This window comes from Micromonospora sp. HB375 (assembly GCF_017872985.1).
Classification (GTDB): Bacteria; Actinomycetota; Actinomycetes; order Mycobacteriales; family Micromonosporaceae; genus Micromonospora; species Micromonospora chalcea.
This window is the reverse complement of sequence record NZ_JAGGJO010000001.1, coordinates 265,522-286,969: the sequence shown is the minus strand read 5'-3', so window position 1 is coordinate 286,969 and position 21,448 is coordinate 265,522. Positions and strand designations below refer to the sequence as shown.

The 21,448-nt window shown below is 69.8% G+C and carries 17 protein-coding genes and 2 pseudogenes; 10 read left to right on the top strand and 9 right to left on the bottom strand.

Annotated elements, in window-relative coordinates; genetic code table 11:
• Positions 1-2: 2 nt before the first annotated feature.
• From J3R08_RS31755 to ssd, 3 genes are read right to left on the bottom strand one after another with little or no spacing between them, the layout of a single operon-like run.
• Positions 3-1,016 carry a hypothetical protein gene (locus J3R08_RS31755; RefSeq protein WP_064448450.1) on the bottom strand — a complete coding sequence of 338 codons (1,014 nt, stop codon included), beginning with the start codon at positions 1,014-1,016 and terminating at the stop codon, positions 3-5.
• The gene (locus tag J3R08_RS01435; RefSeq protein ID WP_064448449.1) at positions 1,013-2,215 is read right to left on the bottom strand and encodes a TadA family conjugal transfer-associated ATPase; all 1,203 of its coding nucleotides are present in this window, start codon (positions 2,213-2,215) and stop codon (positions 1,013-1,015) included. The genes J3R08_RS31755 and J3R08_RS01435 overlap by 4 nt, the downstream gene beginning before the upstream one ends.
• Positions 2,212-3,315 (bottom strand): septum site-determining protein Ssd, encoded by a 1,104-nt coding sequence (ssd, locus tag J3R08_RS01430; RefSeq protein WP_064448448.1) that lies wholly within the window; start codon positions 3,313-3,315, stop codon positions 2,212-2,214. Before ssd ends, J3R08_RS01435 begins: the two co-directional genes overlap by 4 nt.
• A 257-nt stretch (positions 3,316-3,572) precedes the next feature.
• On the opposite strand from ssd, the gene J3R08_RS01425 reads away from it, so the two are divergent.
• The 3 genes from J3R08_RS01425 to J3R08_RS31750 all read left to right on the top strand — a co-directional run bounded on the left by J3R08_RS01425 (position 3,573) and on the right by J3R08_RS31750 (position 5,815).
• Positions 3,573-4,271 (top strand): hypothetical protein, encoded by a 699-nt coding sequence (locus J3R08_RS01425; protein WP_209959701.1) that lies wholly within the window; start codon positions 3,573-3,575, stop codon positions 4,269-4,271.
• 51 nt (positions 4,272-4,322) lie between these two features.
• Positions 4,323-5,288, top strand: coding sequence for a phosphotransferase enzyme family protein (locus tag J3R08_RS01420; protein WP_187693916.1), 966 nt, complete (start codon positions 4,323-4,325; stop codon positions 5,286-5,288).
• A 218-nt stretch (positions 5,289-5,506) separates the two neighbouring features.
• Complete coding sequence (locus J3R08_RS31750) at positions 5,507-5,815, top strand: hypothetical protein (RefSeq protein WP_245254648.1); 309 nt, start codon at positions 5,507-5,509, stop codon at positions 5,813-5,815.
• Between the two features lie 35 nt (positions 5,816-5,850).
• Here J3R08_RS31750 and J3R08_RS01410 read toward each other — a convergent pair whose 3' ends face one another.
• Both J3R08_RS01410 and J3R08_RS01405 read right to left on the bottom strand, forming a co-directional pair.
• A complete protein-coding gene (locus J3R08_RS01410) occupies positions 5,851-6,582 on the bottom strand; it encodes a hypothetical protein (RefSeq protein ID WP_274477194.1) in 732 nt (243 codons plus the stop codon).
• A gap of 246 nt (positions 6,583-6,828) precedes the next feature.
• The gene (locus J3R08_RS01405) at positions 6,829-8,052 is read right to left on the bottom strand and encodes an IS110 family transposase (protein ID WP_245254647.1); all 1,224 of its coding nucleotides are present in this window, start codon (positions 8,050-8,052) and stop codon (positions 6,829-6,831) included.
• A 1,360-nt stretch (positions 8,053-9,412) separates the two neighbouring features.
• Between J3R08_RS01405 and J3R08_RS32805 the strand changes: the two genes are divergently transcribed.
• Together J3R08_RS32805 and J3R08_RS01395 are read left to right on the top strand one after the other, a co-directional pair.
• A complete protein-coding gene (locus tag J3R08_RS32805; RefSeq protein ID WP_209959698.1) occupies positions 9,413-10,294 on the top strand; it encodes a hypothetical protein in 882 nt (293 codons plus the stop codon).
• Between the two features lie 731 nt (positions 10,295-11,025).
• Positions 11,026-11,616: an HD domain-containing protein gene (locus tag J3R08_RS01395; RefSeq protein ID WP_209959696.1), complete on the top strand. Its 591-nt coding sequence runs from the start codon at positions 11,026-11,028 to the stop codon at positions 11,614-11,616.
• A 153-nt stretch (positions 11,617-11,769) separates the two neighbouring features.
• On the opposite strand, the gene J3R08_RS01390 is transcribed toward J3R08_RS01395, so the two are convergent.
• The 3 genes and pseudogenes from J3R08_RS01390 to J3R08_RS01380 all read right to left on the bottom strand — a co-directional run bounded on the left by J3R08_RS01390 (position 11,770) and on the right by J3R08_RS01380 (position 14,510).
• Positions 11,770-12,126, bottom strand: coding sequence for a hypothetical protein (locus J3R08_RS01390; protein ID WP_209959694.1), 357 nt, complete (start codon positions 12,124-12,126; stop codon positions 11,770-11,772).
• Between the two features lie 58 nt (positions 12,127-12,184).
• A pseudogene (locus J3R08_RS01385) lies at positions 12,185-13,388 on the bottom strand (IS3 family transposase).
• A gap of 228 nt (positions 13,389-13,616) precedes the next feature.
• Positions 13,617-14,510, bottom strand: coding sequence for an IS5 family transposase (locus J3R08_RS01380; protein ID WP_209959692.1), 894 nt, complete (start codon positions 14,508-14,510; stop codon positions 13,617-13,619).
• A gap of 119 nt (positions 14,511-14,629) precedes the next feature.
• Here J3R08_RS01380 and J3R08_RS01375 point away from each other — a divergent pair.
• The 4 genes and pseudogenes from J3R08_RS01375 to J3R08_RS01360 form a co-directional block, all read left to right on the top strand.
• Positions 14,630-15,709, top strand: a pseudogene (locus J3R08_RS01375) (replication initiator); the annotation flags it as partial.
• Positions 15,710-15,795: 86 nt separating this feature from the next.
• On the top strand, positions 15,796-15,936 hold the full coding sequence (locus tag J3R08_RS32800) for a helix-turn-helix domain-containing protein (protein ID WP_348531766.1): 141 nt from the start codon (positions 15,796-15,798) through the stop codon (positions 15,934-15,936).
• Between the two features lie 11 nt (positions 15,937-15,947).
• Positions 15,948-17,336, top strand: a complete 1,389-nt coding sequence (locus J3R08_RS31745; protein ID WP_280841764.1) for a tyrosine-type recombinase/integrase — start codon at positions 15,948-15,950, stop codon at positions 17,334-17,336.
• 180 nt (positions 17,337-17,516) lie between these two features.
• On the top strand, positions 17,517-18,323 hold the full coding sequence (locus J3R08_RS01360) for an HAD family phosphatase (RefSeq protein WP_043327262.1): 807 nt from the start codon (positions 17,517-17,519) through the stop codon (positions 18,321-18,323).
• Between the two features lie 11 nt (positions 18,324-18,334).
• Here J3R08_RS01360 and J3R08_RS01355 read toward each other — a convergent pair whose 3' ends face one another.
• The gene (locus J3R08_RS01355; RefSeq protein WP_043327263.1) at positions 18,335-19,081 is read right to left on the bottom strand and encodes an oxidoreductase; all 747 of its coding nucleotides are present in this window, start codon (positions 19,079-19,081) and stop codon (positions 18,335-18,337) included.
• A gap of 222 nt (positions 19,082-19,303) precedes the next feature.
• On the opposite strand from J3R08_RS01355, the gene acs reads away from it, so the two are divergent.
• Positions 19,304-21,292, top strand: a complete 1,989-nt coding sequence (acs, locus tag J3R08_RS01350; protein WP_043327265.1) for an acetate--CoA ligase — start codon at positions 19,304-19,306, stop codon at positions 21,290-21,292.
• The last annotated feature ends 156 nt before the right edge of the window (positions 21,293-21,448 follow it).

The window sequence follows — 21,448 nt, the reverse complement described above, 5'->3', positions numbered from 1 at the left end:
CATCAAGAGGCCCGCCCGGGTGTGACGCCGAGCCGCTCCGCCCAGAGCAGCCCGCCGACCTGCAACGCGACGGCCGCCAGCGCGCTGCCGCCACCTACCGGCGTGTGCAGGAGCACCGCCACCGGGTCCACCCCGATGCCGTAGCCCAGGCCGATCCCGCCCAGGGGCAGCGCGGCGAGCAGCCAGGCGGTCGCCCGGGCCCCGGCGGCCTGGGCGGCGGCAGCGGCGAGCCCCCGGTCGGCGGCGCGGGCGTCGGCCTCGATCCGTTCCAGCAGGTCGGCCAGGGGCGCTCCGGTGCGGTCAGCCAGCTTCCCGGCGGCCCGGGCCAGGCGCGCGACCCGGCCCGGCCCGTCGTCCAGGTCGGCCGGCAGCCCGGCCCGCAGGTCGGCGGCGACGGCGGCGAGCCGGTCGAGGTCGCGGCGGTGCGCGAGCGCGGCCGCCCTTCGGGTACGCCGACGCAGCACCGCCCGGGCCGCGAGGACGCCGTAGGTGGCCAGCGCCAGGGCCGCCACCGGACCGCCGAGCAGCGCCCCGGACACGGCGCCGAGCAGCGCCGCCACGGGTAGCGCGCGTCGAGGCGTGAACAGGACCGGCGGACCGGCGGCCCGGTCGCCGTCCGCCGCGAGCGTCCCCGGGCCGAGGCCGACCCACCGCCGTGCCCGATGCGCCAGCGCGGACGCAGGCCCGAGGCCGGCCCACTCCCCTGCCCGTTGCGCCGGCTCGCGAGCAGGCCCGACGCCGGTCCACTGCCCTGCCCGGTCTGCGGCAGGGCCGGGCTTGATCCACTGATGTGCCGGGTGCCCGGCTCCGGGCCGACGTGGTTCCCGAGCGCGGCCCGGTGGCTGGCCGGACGACTGCGGCCCGGCGTCGAGCGGACGGCCCGAACCGCCTGCCCGCTGGGCCGGGCCGCCGCCCAGAACCGCCAGTCGCCGGGCGCGACCTGCGCGTACCGGCCAGGCGACGGCCGCTGCCGCGACCGCGAGAAGCAGCGCCACCAGCCCGAGCTGCGCGGTCACGACGGTTCCGCCCCGGGCACCCGGAGGACCGGCGGCACCGGCACACCCCGCTGCCGCAGCAGGGCGCCGAGCGCACGGGCCGCCGGACCGGGACCCCGTCCTCGTACCCAGGCCGGAACCACTGTCACCACGCGGTCGGGGCCGTCGGGCAGCAGCAGGCCGATGGAGTCCAGCACCCGTCCCTCGCCGGTCCGGCGGAGCTGGAGGACGACCTGCAGCGCGGCGGCGACCTGCGCGTGCAGTGCGAGGCGCGGCAGACCGCCGAGCATCCCGAGCGCTTCCAGCCGGGCCGGGACGTCGGCCGGAGCGTTCGCGTGCAGCGTCCCCGCCCCGCCGTCGTGGCCGGTGTTCAACGCGGCGAGCAGGTCCACCACCTCGGCGCCCCGGCACTCGCCCACGACCAGCCGGTCCGGCCGCATCCGCAGTGCCTGCCGGACCAGGTCACCGAGCCCTACCGCCCCGGCGCCCTCGACGTTCGCGGTGCGCGCCTGCAACCCGATCACGTGCGGGTGCACCGGCCGCAGCTCGGCGGCGTCCTCCACCAGCACGATCCGCTCGGTGCCGGGCACCAGCCCGAGCAGCGTGTTGAGCAGCGTCGTCTTGCCGGAGCCGGTGCCGCCGCTGACCAGGTACGCGAGGCGGCCGGCCACCACTGCGGCGAGCAGCGGGGCGACCGGCCGGGCAACCGTGCCCCGATCCACCAGCTCGTCGAGGGTGAACGGCCGCTGCCGGAAGGTACGCAGCGACAGGTACGGCCCGTCGGTCGCCACCGGCGGCAGCACGGCGTGCAACCGGGTGCCGTCGGGCAGCCGCGCGTCGGCGTACGGCGCGGCGTCGTCCAGCCTGCGTCCGGCAGCGGCGGTGAGGCGCTGCGCCAACCGGCGTACGTCGTCGAGCGTGCCCAGCGGCACCGCCACCTGACGCAGCCCCTGCCCCCTGTCGACCCAGACCCGTACCCCGTTCACCAGCACGTCGGTGACCTGCGGGTCGGCGAGCAGCGGCGCGAGCGGACCGGCGCCGATCAGGTCGTCGTGGACCCGGTCGGCGATCCGCAGCAACGTGGTGTCGCCGAGCACCGCGGTCGCCGGTTCGGCGCGTACGGCCGAGACGATCGCCGCCGGGGTGACCGGCGTCGCCTCGGCGGCGAACCGGTGCCGGACCCGGACGGCCAGTTCCCCGGGGTCGGCCGGCCCGGTCATGCCGCACCCGCCGCCGACGACCCGACCAGCTCGTCCACGAGCCGCTGACACAGGACGGCGAGTGGGCCCTTGCCGCTCGCGCCCGGCGCCTCGCCCCGCTCCAGCCCTCGGCACAGCCCCGGCTCGGGCCGCAGCGTGCCGGCGAGCGGCAGGCCCAGCGCCCGGGACACCTCGGCCGCGCGGAGCCGGCCGGGCGCCGGGCCGCGCACGATCACCGACAGGTCGACGCAGTGTGGCGCGGCGAGGGCGGCGACCCGGGCCGCCGCGGCTGCCGCCCGCAGCTCGGCCGGTACGACGAGCAGCGCGCGGTCGGCGGCCTGGAGCGCGATCACCGCCGCGTCGTCGAGGTGCCGAGGCAGGTCTAGCACGACCAGGTCCCGCCCGCGACGGCCGGCGTCGACAGTGGCGGCCATCGCCTCGGCCGGCAGGTGCCGCAGGTCCCCGCGATCCCAGGAGAGCACCACCAGGTCGCCTCGGCTGGGCAGCGCGCGGACCAGCGACGGCGGGTCGACGCGCCCGTCCGTGCCGGCCAACTCGGGCCAGCGCAACCCGTCGAGCTGCTCCCACCCGAGTACGAGATCGAGGCCTCCGCCGAGCGGGTCGGCGTCCACAAGCAGCGTGCGCAGGCGTGACCGGGCCGCGGTGACGGCGAGCCCGCCGGCGAGCACGCTGGCCCCGGCGCCGCCCCGCCCGCCGAGCACCGCCACCACCCGCCCCGACGGCGGACCCGCCGGGCCGGCCCCGCATTCGGCGAACCGGTCGATCAGCCAGGGCTCGGCCGCCGGCAGTGTCGCGACGTGCTCCGCGCCGATCAGCTCGGCCAACTCCGTACCCGGATCGAGTTCTCCGGAGCGACCGACCAGGACCGTGCGGGCGCGGCGGGGAAGGCGTGCCCGCAGGCAGGCCGCCGCCTGGTCGGCGCCGATGAGGACCAGCGGCGCCGGCGCCCAGCGGGCCCGGGCGGCCGCCGGGTCGGCGGCCAGTTCGACCTCGGTGCCACCGGCGGCCGCGAGTCGCAACAGCTCGTCGAGAAGGTCGCCGTCGGAGGTGACGAGCAGAGGCAGGCGACGGTACGGCGGGAGCGGAGTGCGGGGCGGCATGGCTGTCTCCCTCGGTCGGACTCGGACGTGCCCGGCAGCCTGCCCGGCCGATGAGCCGAATATGGGAGATGTGGACTCCCCTGTGGACGGCGGAACGCGATGTGGACAGACCTCGGCGGAGGAGTGGATCTGCTATGTGGCGCGAGGGTTGAGCAGCGAACGCACGGTCAGCCATTGACTACGGGGATGATCAGTAACGGATAATCGGGGACCCCTCGCCGCTCCATGGACGGCACCGGCTTTGCGGATTCGAGGCCATGACCGATTCATCGCACCCCCTCGCGATTCCCCCACCTCCGCGCCACGCGCTGCCCGACGGACCGACCGGCGGCGAGGCCTGGCTGCGCGACCCGTCACCGGCAGCGCTCGCCGCGATCGCGGTCGGGCTCGTGGTAGTGGTGCTCGCCAGCATCGTCAGCGCCTTCGCGACGCCCCGCCGCCCCGACCTTCCACCGCCGATCGAGGGGCAGGCGATCCTGGCATCCCCGGCGCTGTCCAAGGGTGCCGCGGAACCACCGGAGGCGTCCTGGTCGCCGCCGCCGGTGTCGCTCTCCAGCCGCTCCGTCCTGCCCACCCGGACGGCCGAGCCGAGCCGGGCCGCCGCTCCGACCAGTCAGCCGGCGTCGCCGAAGCCCTCCCGTTCCAGGTCTTCGAAACCGCCTGTCGCCGGGCCCGACGAGCTCAGACCGCTGTCGCCGACACACGAACGGAGGCTGCGTTCACACGGCGGCGGACCGGAGACGTTCATCGACTTCGTCAACACCCGGCGGGAGCGCGTCGCCGTCTACTGGCTCAACTACGAGGGCCGGCGCCAGCGGTACGCGCTGCTCGAGCCTGGGCAGTCCTACCGGCAGCAGACGTACGTCGGTCATCCCTGGGTGGTCACCGACGAGCGCGGCGGAGCGCTGGTGTGTTTCGAGCCGGCCAGGCACACCTCGCGCGCGGTGATTCGCTGACCCGACCACAACTCGCTTGCCGGCCGGGACCCCGGCTGCGACGCTCCGGCCGTGATCGACAGACCTGGCGTCGACGAGCCGCTGCTGGCCGCCGAGGTGGCCGCCGCCTGGGCCCTGAGCGTCGCCGACCTCGTGTTCCTGCCGGTGGGGCTCGACGGGAACGCCTGGGCGTACCGGGTGGACACGACCGGCGGTGCGCGGTACTTCCTGAAGCTGCGCCGCGGCGAGTTCACAGGGGCCGCCGTCGCGCTGCCCGGATTCCTTCGCGCGCGAGGCCTCCGGCAGGTCGTCGCGCCGATCGACCTGCCGGACGGCGGCGCCGTACACGGCTTCGAGGGCTACCGGCTGCTGCTCTACCCGTTCCATGAGGGCGGCAGTCTGTGGGCTCGCGGTCTCACCGACGGCCAGTGGATCGCGTACGGCGAGTTCCTGGGCCGGCTGCACCAGGTCACGCCGAGCGCCGAACTCGCCGCCGTCCTGCCGGTGGAGACCTATCGGTCGACCGCGGGCGAGCGGCTGCGAACGCTCGGCGATCAGGCCGCGGCGAGCGACGCCCTCGGCGCGTTCTGGAAACGGTACGGCACCGCGCTGCACCGATTGGCGGACACGGTGGATGAGCTTGCGTCCGGTGTCACGCGCGCTCGGCACGTCATCGCCCACGCCGACATCCACCCGGGCAACCTGATCGCCGACGGCGACGGTCCGCTACACGTCGTGGACTGGGACGCGCCGATGCTCGCGCCGCGCGAGCGGGACCTGATGTTCGTCTACAGCCGGGACTTCGGCGACCACCCGGCCGACGCGCGCCGGGCCGAGCTCTTCCGGCGGGGCTACGGCCCGGTCGAGCCGGATCAGAGTTTGCTGAGTTACTACCGCGGCGAGCGACACCTCGACGATGCCGCCGAGTTCCTTCGCAGCATCCTGAGGCCCGGGGCCAGTCCGGAGTCCCGGGCCAACGACCTGCATTGGCTCACCCGCATCGCCGAGGCCGTCGCCGACCCCGCCTACGCGCCGTGAACAGCTACTCTGGCCGCCCTGCCGGACATCTGACGTTGCGAGGTGACGTGCACAAGAGCCCTCGTCCACAGGATTGGACGGTCCGAGGTCTCCCCCTGCCCACCACGCTGGCCACCTTGCTGGAACAGGACCGTTGGCGGCACCCCGGAGACCACGTGCTCCGGAGCGTCATGCCGTGGTTCGAATACCCACTGATGTTCCCCACCAGTCTTGACGGAATGCGGTTCGAGAACAATGCCCTGGACCTCTTCGCCGACGACGCCCCGTTGTCGCAGCTGTTTCGAGTGACCCGCGGCAGCCGCATGAATCGTCCGGTCGCCCTGCCGTGGCTCGATGCCGATCGCGCGGTGTTCATCGCGGTCAACCGGGACCCTGGAGACGACGTAGCCCTCGCGCTCGACTACCGCACCGACGTCGCCGACCCGAGGGTCGTCGCCAGTGACTTCTGGACCGACCCCACCCGATGCTCCTGGCGGCTGGTGGCGCCCAGGTTCACGCAACTCCTCACGGCGCTCGGCCTCACCTGACCGGGCACGCGCCTGCTGGTCCGCCCGTCGGCGGGTCAGGAGCTAATCTCGTGCATCGTTCCGTCCGGCCCCATGCGGTACCTCCGCGGCGGTCCCATGGCTCGCAGTGCCTCCGCATATGCGGCCTGACGGGCGGCCTGTTCCTCGCCGGACGGGTCGCTCACGCGGAAGCCGTGCAGATGAACATCGTCGGGGTCGATGTCGTCGGGGGACGGACGGCCCTCGACGACGAAGCCGAACAGCGCACGCAACGCTTCCTCGCCGAGGTCGAGGGGATGAAACGGCAACGGGTACGGGCCCGGCTCGACGCGATGCTCACCGGCCCAGTACGGCAGCTCGAAGTCGTACGGCTCGCCGATGTTCTCCTGGATGCCGCCGTCGGGCGACAGGCTCAGCGACCGGACCAGCACGCCGTCCTCCCACACCGCGAAGCCGAGCCAGTCCACTGCCGAGTGCATCCCGTGCATGATGATTCGCCGCCCTGCTCCGGCCAGGCGCAGGTGCTCCGGCAGCTCGGACGGGCGGTCGACCACGAGCCGTCGGTCGCAGTACAGCTCCGCCCCGGCCAGCACGGTGGCGTACGTGACGCCGTCCGGCGGGTAGACGCCGTCGAGCAGGGTGTCGTCGTCGGCTGGTTCGACGACGTGGCCGGGGTGGACTCGACGTATCAACGCCTCGACTTCGGCTCGCGCCGATCGCCCGGCGCCACGCAGCGCCGGACGAATGTCGCCGTCAGTAAACGCCAGCAGTGCCGTCTTCGCGCCCACGCCGTTCCTCCCCGTACCGCAGAAAGCCACCTCGGACGATCATGTCGGCCTGCTGGTTCTGCGACAGGGCCTTGAGACCGATCTGCAACCAGGCCGGAGTCCGGGCACCGCGGGAAGCCGTACGGTTCAGCCCGCCCGATGCCGGGGACGCCGCCCGTAGGCGACGGGGAGGGGCTGTGACCTGCGGCGGAACGCTCGCGGCGCAAAGGGACGACCCCCGTCGGGGGGGTGTCCCTATGGGTTTGGTCAAGCGGGGACGGGGCTGGTGGGGCGTGGTTGGTAGGGGATCTTGTCGCGGAGCATGGCGTATAGGACGTCGCAGCGGCGGCGGGCGAGGCAGATGAGGGCGGCGTTGTGGCGTTTGCCCTCGGCGCGTTTGCGGTCGTAGTAGGCCCTGCTCACGGGGTCGGCTAGGGCGGCGAACGCGGCGAGGAAAAGGGCGCGTTTGAGATTCTTGTTCCCGCCTCGGGGCGGATGCTCGCCGCGGATGCTGCTGCCGGATCGTCGGGTGACGGGGGCCAGGCCGGCGTAGGCGGCCAGGTGGCCGGGGGTGGGGAACGCGGTGCCGTCACCGACTTCGAGCAGGATCCGGGCGGCGGTCCTGACACCGATGCCTGGCATCGAGGTCAGGACCGGGGCGAGAGGGTGAGCATCGAGGATCCTCTCGACCTCGCCGGCGACTTGGCCGCGCTGGCGCAGGACATCGCGGAGGCTGTCGGCAAGGCGGGGCAGGATCGTCTCCGCCGCCTGGGTGCCGGGGACGGTGACGGTCTGCTCGTCGAGGGCGGTCATGATCTGCTCGACCAGTCGTTCGCCCATGCGTGGTGCGTGGACGGCGACGATCGAGAGCAGCTTGCGGCGGCCGGCCTTGCGCAGTCCGACGGGGCCGCCGCAGCGGGACAGCAGTTCAAGGACCGCCTTGTGGTGGACCTTGGGGCCGAGGACTCGTTCCAGAGCGGGATGGATCTGCGTCAGCAAGCCACGGATCCGCTTGGACACGCGGGTGGCTTCGCCAGCGAGGTCGTCATCGAAGCCGACCAGAACTTCCAGCTCGGCCAGGGCCTCGTCGCCGACGTCGACCCGTCGCAACGTGTGGGGCAGGGTGCGAGCGGCATCAGCGATGACGTAGGCATCGCGGGCGTCGGTCTTCGCCGCACCCGGATGCAGATCAGCGATGCGCCGCATCGCCAGGCCGGGCAGGTAAGCAACCTGATGACCACACGCCCGAGCCACCGCTACCGGCAAGGCGCCGATCGAGGCCGGCTGGTCGACCACCACCAAGACCGTGCCGTGGCGGGCCAGCTTGTCGAACAGCTGCCGCAGGCGGGCCTCGGTGTTCGGCAGCGCCGCGTCGTGCAGCCGCTTTCCGCCAGGAGCTAACCCGACCGCGTGGTGACCCTCTTTGCCGACGTCCAAGCCGAGGTAGACGCCGTATCCGTCGTGCACCGCACCTGCCTCCACGTATCTCATCGTGGCCTCGGCCGCTGGTCTGAGCGTCGGACTGCCGGCAGCCACGTTACGAAGAGACCTACCCCAACACGGGTGGCCGTGTCCCTATCAGCGGTCCGCCAACGCCACCCGACCCGGCGACAACACCCACCGGATCATCGAAACGACAGGGGCAGGAAGTCATACCGGGCCGGGCAACCGAGGGTCCCCGGCTGGGGACGATCAAAAAGGTAACGGGGGGAAAGTGACCTGACCCAGCAGCGAGTGTGATCGAGTGCCGTTCCGCGTGGTCAGACGCACCGGTCGTGCCGTCGAGCATGATCGAGTCGAGCTGCGCGGTACGGCGTTCGCTGACGATCGGCTGACGCGCCGCGTCCGGCACTGCGGCCGATGCGGTGCTATCCAGGGTTACATCCTTCACCTCAACCGGCCGTCCGCCTGCGGCGCGCTCCGGCTGCACAGGTCCCGGCTCGTTGCTGTCGACAGCCCTCTGTGATCGAATCCGTGCGGCCAGCGCGACTGCGCGAAGGAGACCACGGTGGCTCAGGCACCCAGCCGTCAGAAGCTACTTGCCGGTCGCCACCTTCTTGCAGCTCTGGTCCTGGCCGTGCTCGCCTCCTGCGCGGGAAGCTCCGTGGTGGCTGGCGCATATGCCTCTTGTGATGTCGGGGTCAATGCAACAGCCAACGCCTTCGGGCTCGTAGTAGTTCTTCCGGTGCTGGTCATCGCTCATGGTGCGGCCCTCATCGGCGCATACGCGGTAACTGGACGGTGGGTGGCGACCCCGGCCCTGCGGGCTGGAATCTCAGCCCTGACCACCGTTGTCGTCGTCGTGGCTCTCTCCTGGGCGTACCTCGCGCTTGCCGGGCTGCCACTGCAAAATGCTCTGTGCCCAGCCGGAGAGCCGCCGTGGTGGCCGCACTGGCTACCGCCCACCCGCGACGTCTACCCGTAGTCGCCGGATCGCCGTGACCTGGCCGCGCTGCTGCCTCCGCGGCTGACGTCTCGCTTACAAGCTCTGTGCGCCGCGCCCGCAGGCGTTCAGCAACGGCCGTACACTCGGGGTGATTCGTCCGTCCCAGCGCTCGCCAGTGTGTGGCTATCCCGTGGCGTTGCTGTCAGCGCCGCTGTCGACCGCCGGTCAGCGGGCGGCCCTGGCCGGCCCCCGCTGAGCCTGCCGACTGGTGTCAGCTCGTGGTGATCGGCTTCGACGAGCAGCTACCGGAGGCCGTCCTCCCATATGCCGGGCAATCCGCATCGAGGCTTCCGGTGCATTCTGCCGCCTCCTAGTACTCCAGCAGGAGATCCGTTTCAGGGCTCGGTGAGGGCTCGTCGGGCGTAGTGGCTGATCTTGGCTTCGGCTTGGTGTTGGCGTCGGTAGATGGACCAGGCGATGACGTCGCCGACGCGTCGGGTGGGTTCGATGACCAGCGCGTGGAACAGCCGTCGGGTTTCGTTGACGGTGATCGGGATTAAAGCCGTTCGGGCTGGTGGTGCTGGCCGCTGCTACGGCGGCGAGGAACGCGTGTGCGGCGATGACGAGGGTGGTCCAGCGGTGCCAGGCTCGCCAGCGGCCGGTTGGCAAACTTGTCGAGCGCCCGAGATTTTCAGAGACGGTCGTAACCTTGCATCTATGGACGTCAACGGCATGCTGACCGAGTTCGTAGTACCTGGAGCGATATTGACGGGCTCCGTGGCTTTGCTGGTGAATGATACCGGCCTGGGCCATGAGGCCTTGCAAGGCGGCGCCGCCGTTCTAGGGGGCGCTGGCACCGTGGTAGGCCTTGCCTGTACAAGCTATGTCGCTGGAGTTTTATGCTCCGAACTCGGGACCGCCCTGGTAAAGAGACAAGGTGAGAGGGTCTCGGCCAAGTGCATACGGACCATGGAATTTGAGCTATCGGATACCGAATGGGCCAAGCTGAGAAACCCTCGACGCCGGGTCGGCTGGTCCGACTTTTCCTATATGCGTGCTGCCTGCCGTCGGGCTGATGGTGCCGCAAAAAGGATCGGCAGTCATGAGAACGTGCTGCGCATCCTTCGACCCTCCCTGGCGGCTTTACCGATTTCGACGCTGTCGATTGCTATCTTCATTTGGCGAAACTCGCACATTCCACTGTGGATAGGACTCCTCTTCGCAGTGGTTGGCCCCGTCTTGGCTTACATCTCCACAGTTCTTGCATTCCGTCAGAGGCTGCGCACGACTGTACGCTCGGCGATCGATCATTACGTGGCCCTACAGAAGGAGGTCGCCAATGAGTAAGATAGGCCCACCTGCCACCTGGTTGCCGGAAACGCACCGTGAGCAGCGATTCGGGATGCTCCGCGAGGAATTCGCGGAATTAACGCCGACAAAAATCGCGCACGGCCTTAAAAGACTGGCCTCAGGAATAGCGGCGGGTCAACTGCCTGCAAGCAGAACGCCCTATCGGCACATAAATGGCTTCACCAAGGTATTGCTAGCTGAGTTTCCTAAGTCGAAGGCCCGTCTAACCCTACACTATTGGCCAGCGGCGGGGGATGAACTGCACATCTCTAGGCCACACAACCATCGCTTCGGCTTCTGTTCCGTCTTACTCACAGGCCGCCAGAGGTTTATCGAGTTAGAGCAGGAGTCGACGCAAGCAGCGATCCCTAGATGGCACCTCTACGAATACCAACCCTATTTTTCAGGGCGTTTTGCGCGACTTCGACTTCGAAGATCGGTATCGCTTACACCCTTTCGGACTATTGAGCGAGCTCCTCTGAAGGGCGTTTATGCGACGCCCGCCGATGTTGTTCATCAGGCCTTGACACTCCGCGATTCCCCGTGCGCCACGCTTGTTCTTAGGGGACCACGGGAGCGGCGGACAGCAAACGTGTTCTACCGAGATTCAGACGAAATGCCACGTGCTGGCATACAGCTAGGAGGTAGAGTTGCTTTGAGGGAGCTACACCTCCCGCTGTCTCGGCTCGCGCAAGAGATATCTAACACGCAATGAGAGGAGCTCAGCGATGATATCCACGACGGAGCTGCTGTTGACTGACCGCTTTGCGAGCGCTTTTTCGTGGGCACTCCAGAAGCACAGCCATCAAGTCCGCCATAACACGAACACGCCATACATCTCCCACTTGATGACTACGGCAGCGATCGTTCTCGAGGAGGGCGGCGGCGAGGACGTCGCCGTTGCCGCCCTGCTCCATGATGTACTCGAAGACCAGCCGGTGTCTCGCGACGAACTGCGGGAAGAGTTCGGTGCAAGGATCTATAGGATTGTCGCAGATTGCACTGACGCCGACTTTTTTCAGAGAAGGGAAATGTCTTGGGCTGAACGCAAGGAACTGCAGCTGCGGCGGATGTGCGAGTACGGGGAAGATTCTCTCCTAGTCATTGCAGCCGACAAGGCCGCAAGCTTGCAGTCATTGTTGGATGACACTATTCGATTCGGCATGAACATGTTCGATGATAGCTCTGAGAGCCCGGAGGAGCTTCTCTCTAGCTACCAACAGTCACTGGCCGTGCTCCGATCCAGGATGCCAGACAGACCGGTTGTTCTCCGACTATCTCGGCTTGTCGCTGAACTTTCGTTGAAACTGCGGCGATGAGGGGCTTGTCGGCCCGGCTGATCCTGGTTGTGTCGTCAAGCATGATCGAGAGCTGCGATGCGGCATGGCATCAGCTGACGGTCCAGTGACTTGCGAGATAATGGCTCGACGTCCCAAGCCGCGGCCATCGTGCACCATTACCACTTCCAGCAGCTAGGCTCCCGCCAGACGACCGGCAGGACCAGCAAGCGGCCCCGTCCGGGATGGACGGGGCCAACATCGCACGTCGTCAGCCGCGCAGGTTCGGCGAAGGGGTCCGATCGACGCCAAGGGATGTCGGTTGCCAGACCGCTTATAGAGGGCGATACGCGTGGCGAGATCCGGGATCTTGTTGATCTGGAACGCTACGTGACCGATGACGTTAAGACCAGCGGCGGTCATGTTGATCCACTCGTTGCGCAGTCCGGGGATATTGCCGTTCTGCCCGCCGCTCTTGGGCAGCTTCGCAACCTCGGTCCAAGGTTCCATGTTTGCAGTGAGAATTTCGAGCAGCGTCAGGATCTCGTCCACGAAGACACCTCGCTGCTGACGGTTCCGGGTCCGCTGCACCGATAGGTGACAGTTTCAGTCACGCGGCCTGACTGGCCGGTGGGGTCATGGTGGGCTCGTACTCGACGGGGGTCAACCGGGACAGGGATCGTTGGCGTCGACGGCGGTGGTAGGTCCGTTCGATCTAGGTCACGATCGCGGTCCTCAACTGTTGCCGGGTCGTCCAGGTGTGGCGGTCGAGGACGTTGTTCTGCAGCAGGCCGAAGAACGACTCCATGGCAGCGTTGTCGCCAGCGGCGCCGACGCGGCCCATCGACCCGGTTACGTGGTGCTGGTTAAGGCGTGGACGAATTTCCGGCTTCGGAATTGCGACCCGCGGTCGGTGTGCAGCACGCAGCCGGCCACGTCACCACGGCGGGCTACGGCGTTGTGCAGGGCGTTGACGGCCAGCCTCGACTTCATCCGCGAGTCGATGGATTAGCCGACGATCCGGTTGGACCACACGTCCTTGATCGCGCACAGGTAGAGCTTGCCCTCACCGGTGCAGTGTTCGGTGATGTCGGCCAGCCACAACCGGTTCGGGCCGTCGGCGTGAAGTCGCGGCGCACCAGATCGTCGTGCACCGGCGGACCGACCTTGCCGCCCTTGCCCCGACGCTTGCGCTTGCTGAACGCGCTCCACCAGCCCATACCGGAGCAAGTCTTCCAGGCGGTGCGCTCGACCATCGGCTGGCCGGCAGCGCGGGGCCTCATCGGCCAGGAACCGGTAGCCGAACTCCGGGTCGTCGCGATGGGCGTCGAACAACGCGTCCGCCCGATACGCCTGCGCCAGCTCAGCGTCGGTGACACGGTGGGCAAGCCACCGGTAGTAGGGCTGACGAGCGATCTGTAGTACCCGGCACGTCCCCGCCACGGGGATCCCGTCGGCGGCCAGCTCGCTCACGAGCGGGTAGAGCCTTTTCCCGGCAGATGCGCCTGCGACAAGTAGGCCGCAGCCCGACGCAGGACCTCGTTCTCCTGCTCCAACAACCTGATCCGCTTACGCGCCTCCCGCAGCTCGGCCGACTCGGAGCTGGACGTCCCGGGCGAGACGCCGGCGTCGACGTCGGCCTGGCGCAACCACTTGAACAACGTCATCGGGTGCCTTCCGAAGTTCTTCGCGACCTGCTCAACCGTCACGCCTGGCTCGCGGTCACGAGCGACACGCACAACGTCGACACGGAACTCTCGGGGTAGGGCTTGGGCACAGCAACATCCTTCCAGCCCGCCCACAGGGCAAGCCATCTCAGACGTCACCTATCGGTGCAGCAGACCCGGGCAGCAGACCCGTTCGCTGAGTTGTAATAGCTTAGCCCTGCTTGCTACTCCACTTCGTCCAGACCCGGCTAGCCCTGGCCATCTCCCGGAGCAAGCACGGACTCCCTACCATCTACCGAGTAGGGACGATCAGAGGCAAGGAACACGGATGGATCTTGGTGACGCTGGTGGCCTAAGGCGTGTTTCATAAGCCGGTCAGAGCCACTCGCAGATGATGGTGATGGTCAGGATGGCTTGGAACCGGACGGCCAACTTGTCGTAGCGGGTGGCCACGCCGCGGTGGCGCTTGAGTCGGGCGATGCCGTTCTCGACGGCATGTCGCATCCGGTAGAGGTCTCGGTCGAACTTCGGCGGCCGCCCGCCGCGGCTGCCCTTGGCTTTGCGGTGGGCGTCCTGGTCTTTCTTGCTCGGGATGCACGCCTTGATCCCGCGCTTGCGCAGGTAGGCGCGGTTTCCGCGGCTGGTGTAGGCCTTGTCGGACAGGACGAGGTCGGGGCAGGTGCGGGGCCGGCCCACTCCGAGGCGGGTCACCTTGATACGGCGCAGGACTGGGATGAACTGAGGGCTGTCACCACGGTGCCCGGCGGTCACGACCATCGATAGGACCTTCTGTCCCTGCTCACAGGCCAGATGCGTCTTTGTGGTCAGACCGCCGCGAGATCGTCCGAGGGCGTGATCGGCGGGTTCGTCGTGCACGCCACCGGGTGGCTCTTTCTGCAGGTGGCCGTCTCTGCGTGCGCCGGCGGCGTGTTGGTGGGCGCGGCTGGTCATCGAGTCCACGCTGACCGTCCAGGTGATCCGGCCTTGCGCATCGCCGGTGGCCTGTGACGCGGCCAGGATCTTGTCCCAGGTGCCGTCGCGCTGCCAGCGACGGAACAGGCCGTAGAGCGTCTGCCAGGGTCCGTACTCGGTCGGGACGTCACGCCAGGGCGACCCGATCCGGATCCGCCACCTGATCCCATCGATGAGCTGCCGTTTCTCCCACTTCGGCGGCCGGCCCTTCGCCGACGCGGCAGGCAGCAGCGCGGCGAGCCGCTGCCACTGAGCGTCGGTGAGGTCGTGCCGCCTCGTCACCGCTAAGGTGGCCACGAGGTCTCCGGTATGACGTTCTTGCTTGGTCGCAGAACCAGATACCGGAGACCTCTTCAGTTGTCGATCACCGCCACGCCGCGACCTTCACCGGCCACCACGACTTCTGAAACACGCCTTACGTCGCGCCGTGTGAGTGCGGTACACGGCACGGCCCGCACGATGACCTCCTCGGCACCCCGGTTGACCCCGCCGGGTACGACTACCGGCGCGCAGCGTTGGATGCGATCCACTTCGCCCGGGTCCTCGACCGGTGGTGGCAGAACGTCCGCCGCGCCGCCGGCTGGAACGTCCAATACGCCGGCGCCGTCGAGCTGCAACGCCGGCTCGCCCCACACGCGCACTTCGCGATCCGGGGCACCCTGCCGCGTCGGCTGCTCAAGCAGATCGCCGCCGCCACCTACCACCAGGTCTGGTGGCCACTGTTCGACGAACCGGTCTACCGGGTCGACAAGCCGCCGGTCTGGGATGTCGACCGACAGGCATACGTCGACCCCAAAACCCGTGAGCCGCTGCCCACCTGGGGTGAAGCCCTCGACGCCCTGGAGGAGCCCGACAGCCGACCCGCCTACGTCGCCCGCCTCGGCCGCATCGACGCCCGCGGCATCGACCAGGGCACCCGCGACGCCGAACGGTCCATCCGCTATGTGACCAAGTACGTCACCAAAGACCTCACCGACCAGGCCAAGCCCCGCTCCGACCCGCAGAAGGCACACTTCGACCGCCTCCACGCCGAACTCTCGGTGCTGCCGTGCTCGCCGACGTGCGCCAACTGGCTGCTCTACGGCGTCCAGCCCGACGGCGTCAAGGCCGGCTTGACCCCGGGCCGCTGCACCGGGAAGGTGCACCAACGCTCCACCCTCGGCTTCACCGGCCGCCGCGTCCTCGTCTCCCGCCAATGGTCCGGCAAGACCCTCGCCGACCACCGCGCCGACAACCGCGCATGGGTACGCGCCATCCTCGCCGGCGGCATGGCCGACACCGACCAGCACGACCAGGCGGCCGACGACACGGACGGATCCAAGCGGTACCGGTTCGAACTCGCCCGACCCGAAGACCCCGACGTGCCACCCCTGGAACACCGACTCCTGCGCGCCATATCCGCACGCATCCGCTGGCGCACAGACCTCGACACCGCACGCCTACGAACAGCCGCGGGCACGCCGTCATCCGATCAACCTGCCGCGCTCGCGGCCTGAACCATGGGGGAAATCTTGTCCAACATCGTTCCATTCGAGCTGCGGCAGGCCTGCCCTCGGGTCGGTGAGGCCGCCTCTCCTACGCCCTGGTCCGGGCCGGGCAGATCCCCGCTGAGCGCCTGGGGCGCCGCTGGGTGGTGCCGCGCAGCCGCTTCCACGCCTGGCTGGACGGGGCGGCCGGCGGGCTCTCGGCGACCGGGACCGATTCGCCGCGCAGGGGTTGGTGACCGTGGGCTTCGTGAACAAGACGCCGGCCGGGACCTACCGGGCCAATTGGCGGGACTCGGCGAACCGACAGAAGGCCAAGACGTTCCGCACGAAGAAGGAGGCGAACGCGTACCTGGCCGAGGTGGAGGGCTCGATCAACCGGGGCACGTACGTCGACCCGCACGCGGGGCGGCTGCGGTTCGGTGAGTTCGTGACGCGGTGGCTGGCCGGGCGGTCGGTGGAGGTTCGGACGGTCGAGCGGACGGAATCGATGTTGCGGGCGCATCTGCTGCCACAGTGGGCGGACTGGCCGTTGGCGCGGATCGACTACCTGGCGGTGCAGGAGTGGGTGACCAACCTGGGCCGAACCTTGGCGCCCTCGACGACGGCGAAGCATCTCGGGATGCTGTCGATGATCATGCAGACGGCGATCCGGGCGCGGTTGATCGCGGTGAACCCGTGCGAGGGGGTGCGGATACCGCGAAATCGGGCCGGTGAGGCTCGTGCCGGCACGATCAGCCGGGAGATGTTCCTCGGCCGGCTGCTGCCGGCCGTGCCGGCCGAACACCGGGGGATCGTCTGCGCTGCCGCCGGGGCGGGACTGCGCTGGGGTGAGTGCGCGGGTCTGCCCTGGGAAGCGGTCGACCTCGACCGAGGGCTCGTGCACGTCGCCCAGGTGGCGGTGGAGACCCACGGCGGGATCGTGCTGCGGGCGTACCCGAAGACTCGGGCCGGCGTGCGCGCGGTGCCGATGCCGCGGTTCCTCGTCGACGAGCTGCGCCGGCGGCGCGGGGCCGGCTCGCCGGACGGCCGGGCGCTGGTCTTCGCCGACCGGGACGGCGGGCCGCAGCGGCGGTCGAACTTCCGGCGGCGGGTGTGGCTGCCGTCGCTGGTGCGGGCCGGTCTGCTCGGGCGCGTGACCGAGGTGGCGCCGGGCCGGTGGTTGGCGGTTTGGCCGGATCGGGACGGGCGGGAGCAGCGGTCGGAGTTCGCCACCGAGGCGGCGGCGGTGGCGCACGCGGCGGCCTCGGCGGTTGGCGGGCTGCGGTTCCACGACCTGCGGCACTCGTACATCACGTGGCTGGTGACGGAGGGGGTGCCGGTCAACGTGGTGCGGCGGGTGGTGGGCCATGAGAAGGCGTCAACGACGCTGGACCGGTACACGCACACGCCCGACGACTACGCCGATCGGGTCCGGCTGACGTTCGCTGACGATTCGCTGACTTTCCGCCCGGAGCCGCACCCGGCCGGCCCGGAGAATGCACCTTCACCTGCGCCGGAAGGGGGAGCCGCAAAGGGACGACCCCCGTCGGGGGGAGACGGGGGTCGTCTTGTGGTTCGGCTCCGGGGGGGTCGAGCCGAACCGACTCAGCGGTTACGGGGGGTGCAACCGCCGAGGCCTGCGGCGTCGGGAATGTGAACTCCCGTCGCGAGGACAAGCATGCCGCAGCCGACCCTTATACGTCGAGTGGTGTTCAGTCCACGCAAAGCTAATTTCTTGCACATCAGATGTGACCGCCGTCACTCCTGCGGGTGCTCATCCACTTCCATGACCCTGGGCGGACGCCTCCGCGCCGCTGTCGGGCTAGACTTTCGCGCCGTGGGCCGCAGCGCCGCTTTCTTCGATCTCGACAAGACCGTCATCGCCAAGTCAAGCGCACTGGCATTCGGTCGGCCGTTCTACCGGGACGGGCTGATCACTCGGCGTGACGTGGTCAAGTCGGCGTACGCGCAGTTGATGTTCCGGCTGGGCGGCACCGACGAGCAGACCATGGCCCGCACGCGGGACTACCTGGCCACGCTCTGCAAGGGCTGGCCGGTGGAACAGGTCCGCCAGATCGTCGCGGAGACGCTGCACGAACTGATCAACCCCTATGTGTACGCCGAGGCGGCCGCCCTCATCGAGGAGCACCAGGCCGCCGGCCGGGACGTGGTGCTGGTTTCCGCGTCGGGTGACGAGATGGTCCGGCCGATCGGTGAGCTGCTCGGGATCACCGACGTGATCGCCACCCGGATGGGTGTGGTGGACGGCCGCTACAGCGGTGAGGTCGAGTTCTACGCCGCCGGTCCGAGCAAGGTCGAGGCGGTCAGCGAGCTGGCTCTGGAACGCGACTACGACCTCAGCGACTCGTACGCGTACTCCGACTCGTACTCGGATCGGCCGCTGCTGGAGTGCGTGGGGCACCCGACGGTGGTCAACCCGGACCGGGCGCTGCGCAAGCTGGCGGTGGAGAACTCGTGGCCGGTGCTGGAGTTCCGGCACCCGATTCCGCTGGGCCGCCGCCTGCGTGAGCGGCCGGCCGTGCCGGTCGCGGCCGCGGCGCTCGGTGTCGGAGTCGGCGTGGCCATCGGCATCGCCTGGTACGGCCGGCACCGCCGCACCCGCGCCGCCGCGCCGACCGCCTGACACCCGCGACCTCAGGACGCGGCGAGGATCTCGTCGCCGATGAGCGTGATCTGGTCGGCGCCGACCTCGACAGCCGTCATGTAGTGCCGCAGCCAGGAGCGCAGGCCGTCGGGCGTGCCGGTGGCGAACGCGCCGGCCGCGCCCACGTACTCCGGTTCGCGCTCGCGGTGACCGACGTCGACAGCGACCAGCCCGCGGGGGTCGAACCCGGTGGAGATCAGCACCAGCCGGGCGGCGGCGCGGGCCACCACCCCGGACGGGCCGGGGAACGGGCGCAGGTTCAGCAGCTCGCCGTGTACGACGGCGGCCAGCACCAGCGGTGGCACCTTGGTGCCGCCGGCGACCAGGGCGGCCAGGCCGTCGAGGCGGGCCGCGACCACCGGGTCGGCGACCGGCCGGCCCAGCTCCTCCTCGGTCACCACGTCGCGGGCGGCGAGCACGTGCAGCCGGGCCAGCACCTGCCGGGGCGCCTTGGGCCAGAGATCGCTGAGCCCGGGCAGCGCTCCGGCCACCCGCAGCGCGCCCTGCATCACCGGGTCGGTGACGGTGCCGGCGCGTACCTCCTCGCGGTCGTGGACGCGGCCCTCCAGCGCGGCGCTGGCCACGGCGGAGCGGAGGCTGACCTCGGCGGCGACCTGGCCGCCCTGGCGGCGCAGCGCGCGGTGCCGGTGGGCCAGGTCGACCCGCTCGCGGGCCTGCTCGACGGCGGGGGCGACGTCTGCGAGCGCGAGCAGCGGGGCGAGCGGATCGGTGGTCACCCCGTCACGCTAGCGACCGCCGGGCTCCCCCCATGCCCGGGGCTGTTAATAAGGGTCCCTTCCTCTACCGGAGGCGTTAACAAGGGGCCCTTCCTTACACCTCGGCGCGAGGGGAGGGCCGCTGGGCGCGCGGTGCGGGGCCGGGCGGTCGCGACCGGGGTACGGCGGGACTAACCTTCCCCGGAGTAGGAGACGCAGGTCACGCGACGAAGGAGTCACCGCATGAGCGAGGCATTGGCCAACTTGCTGAACGAGACGCGCCAGTTCCCGCCGCCGGCTGAACTCGCCGCGAACGCCAACGTGACCGCCGAGGCGTACGAGGAGGCGGCCGGTGACCGGCTGGCCTTCTGGGCGCGTCAGGCCGGCCGGCTGGCCTGGGCCCAGCCGTGGGAGCAGGTGCTCGACTGGTCGAACGCCCCGTTCGCGAAGTGGTTCACCGGGGGCACGCTGAACGTGGCGTACAACTGCCTGGACCGGCACGTCGAGGCGGGCCTCGGCGACAAGGTGGCGATCCACTGGGAGGGCGAGCCCGGCGACACCCGCACCGTCACCTACGCCGACCTGCACCGGCTCACCTGCCAGGCGGCGAACGCGCTGACCGAGCTGGGCGTGACCGCCGGTGACCGGGTGGCGATCTACATGCCGATGATCCCGGAGGCGGCGGTGGCGATGCTCGCCTGCGCCCGGATCGGCGCCACGCACAGCGTGGTGTTCGGCGGCTTCTCCGCCGACGCGCTCACCAACCGGATCCAGGACGCCAGCGCCAAGGTGGTGATCACCGCGGACGGCGGGTACCGGCGGGGCAAGCCGTCGGCGCTCAAGCCGACCGTGGACGAGGCGGTGGCGAAGTGCCCGTCGGTGGAGCACGTGCTGGTGGTGCGGCGTACCGGTGAGGAGGTCGCCTGGTCGGGCAGGGACCACTGGTGGCACGAGACGGTGGAGACGGCGGCGCCGGAGCACGAGGCGCAGCCGTTCGACGCCGAGCACCCGCTGTTCATCCTCTACACCAGCGGCACGACCGCCCGGCCGAAGGGCATCCTGCACACCACCGGCGGCTACCTGACCCAGGCGTCGTACACCACGCACGCGGTGTTCGACCTGAAGCCGGAGTCGGACGTCTACTGGTGCACCGCGGACATCGGCTGGGTGACCGGGCACTCCTACATCGTGTACGGCCCGCTCTCCAACGGCGCCACCCAGGTCATGTACGAGGGCACGCCGGACACCCCGCACAAGGGCCGGTTCTGGGAGATCGTCGACAAGTACAAGGTGACCATCCTGTACACGGCGCCGACGCTGATCCGCACCATGATGAAGTGGGGCGAGGACATCCCGGCCGGGTACGACCTGTCGTCGCTGCGTCTGCTCGGCAGCGTCGGTGAGCCGATCAACCCGGAGGCGTGGATCTGGTACCGGCAGCACGTCGGCCGCGGTGAGCTGCCGGTGGTGGACACCTGGTGGCAGACCGAGACCGGCGCCATCATGATCTCGCCGCTGCCCGGTGTGACCGAGGCGAAGCCCGGCTCGGCGATGGGCCCGCTGCCCGGCATCGTCGCCGACGTGGTGGACGACCAGGGTGAGTCGGTGCCGAACGGCGGCGGCGGTTACCTGGTGCTGAAGGAGCCGTGGCCGTCGATGCTGCGGACGGTGTGGGGTGACGACAACCGCTTCCTGGAGACGTACTGGTCGCGGTTCGGCGCGGGCGCCAACATCGGCGACGAGTGGGTCTACTTCGCCGGTGACGGCGCGAAGAAGGACGACGACGGGCACATCTGGCTGCTCGGCCGGGTGGACGACGTGATGCTGGTGTCCGGCCACAACATCTCCACCACAGAGGTGGAGTCGGCGCTGGTCAGCCACCCGTCGGTGGCGGAGGCGGCGGTGGTCGGCGCGACCGACCCGACCACCGGGCAGGCGATCGTCGCGTTCGCCATCCCGCGCGGCACCGCGGAGACCGCCGGCGACGCGGGCGAGCAGCTCATCGCCGAGCTGCGCAACCACGTGGCGAAGACGCTCGGCCCGATCGCGAAGCCGCGGCAGATCATGCTGGTGCCGGAGCTGCCGAAGACCCGCTCCGGCAAGATCATGCGCCGGTTGCTGCGGGACGTGGCGGAGAACCGGTCGCTCGGCGACGTGACCACGCTCCAGGACTCCTCGGTGATGGAGTTGATCTCGTCGGGGATGAGCGGCGGCAAGTCCGACGAGGACTGACGACAGCCGACCAGGGGGCGGACCGCGGCGCGGTCCGCCCCCTTCGTCGTATCCGGGATCCGCGCCGGTCGATCGGGGGACCCGATCTGACCTGATCGGCCAGAGCACTTTTCCACCACTGTCGATGTCGCTTGTTGTCGGTTACGTTCAGCCGCA

What these genes read in the sequence shown, in the direction of transcription:
- J3R08_RS01435 (WP_064448449.1), bottom strand. Translation starts at nt 2,215, where the DNA reads ATGACCGGGCCGGCCGACCCCGGGGAACTGGCCGTCCGGGTCCGGCAC.
- ssd (WP_064448448.1), bottom strand. Translation starts at nt 3,315, where the DNA reads ATGCCGCCCCGCACTCCGCTCCCGCCGTACCGTCGCCTGCCTCTGCTC.
- J3R08_RS01425 (WP_209959701.1), top strand. Translation starts at nt 3,573, where the DNA reads ATGACCGATTCATCGCACCCCCTCGCGATTCCCCCACCTCCGCGCCAC.
- J3R08_RS31750 (WP_245254648.1), top strand. Translation starts at nt 5,507, where the DNA reads ATGCGGTTCGAGAACAATGCCCTGGACCTCTTCGCCGACGACGCCCCG.
- J3R08_RS01405 (WP_245254647.1), bottom strand. Translation starts at nt 8,052, where the DNA reads ATGAGATACGTGGAGGCAGGTGCGGTGCACGACGGATACGGCGTCTAC.
- J3R08_RS32805 (WP_209959698.1), top strand. Translation starts at nt 9,413, where the DNA reads ATGGACCAGGCGATGACGTCGCCGACGCGTCGGGTGGGTTCGATGACC.
- J3R08_RS01395 (WP_209959696.1), top strand. Translation starts at nt 11,026, where the DNA reads ATGATATCCACGACGGAGCTGCTGTTGACTGACCGCTTTGCGAGCGCT.
- acs (WP_043327265.1), top strand. Translation starts at nt 19,304, where the DNA reads ATGAGCGAGGCATTGGCCAACTTGCTGAACGAGACGCGCCAGTTCCCG.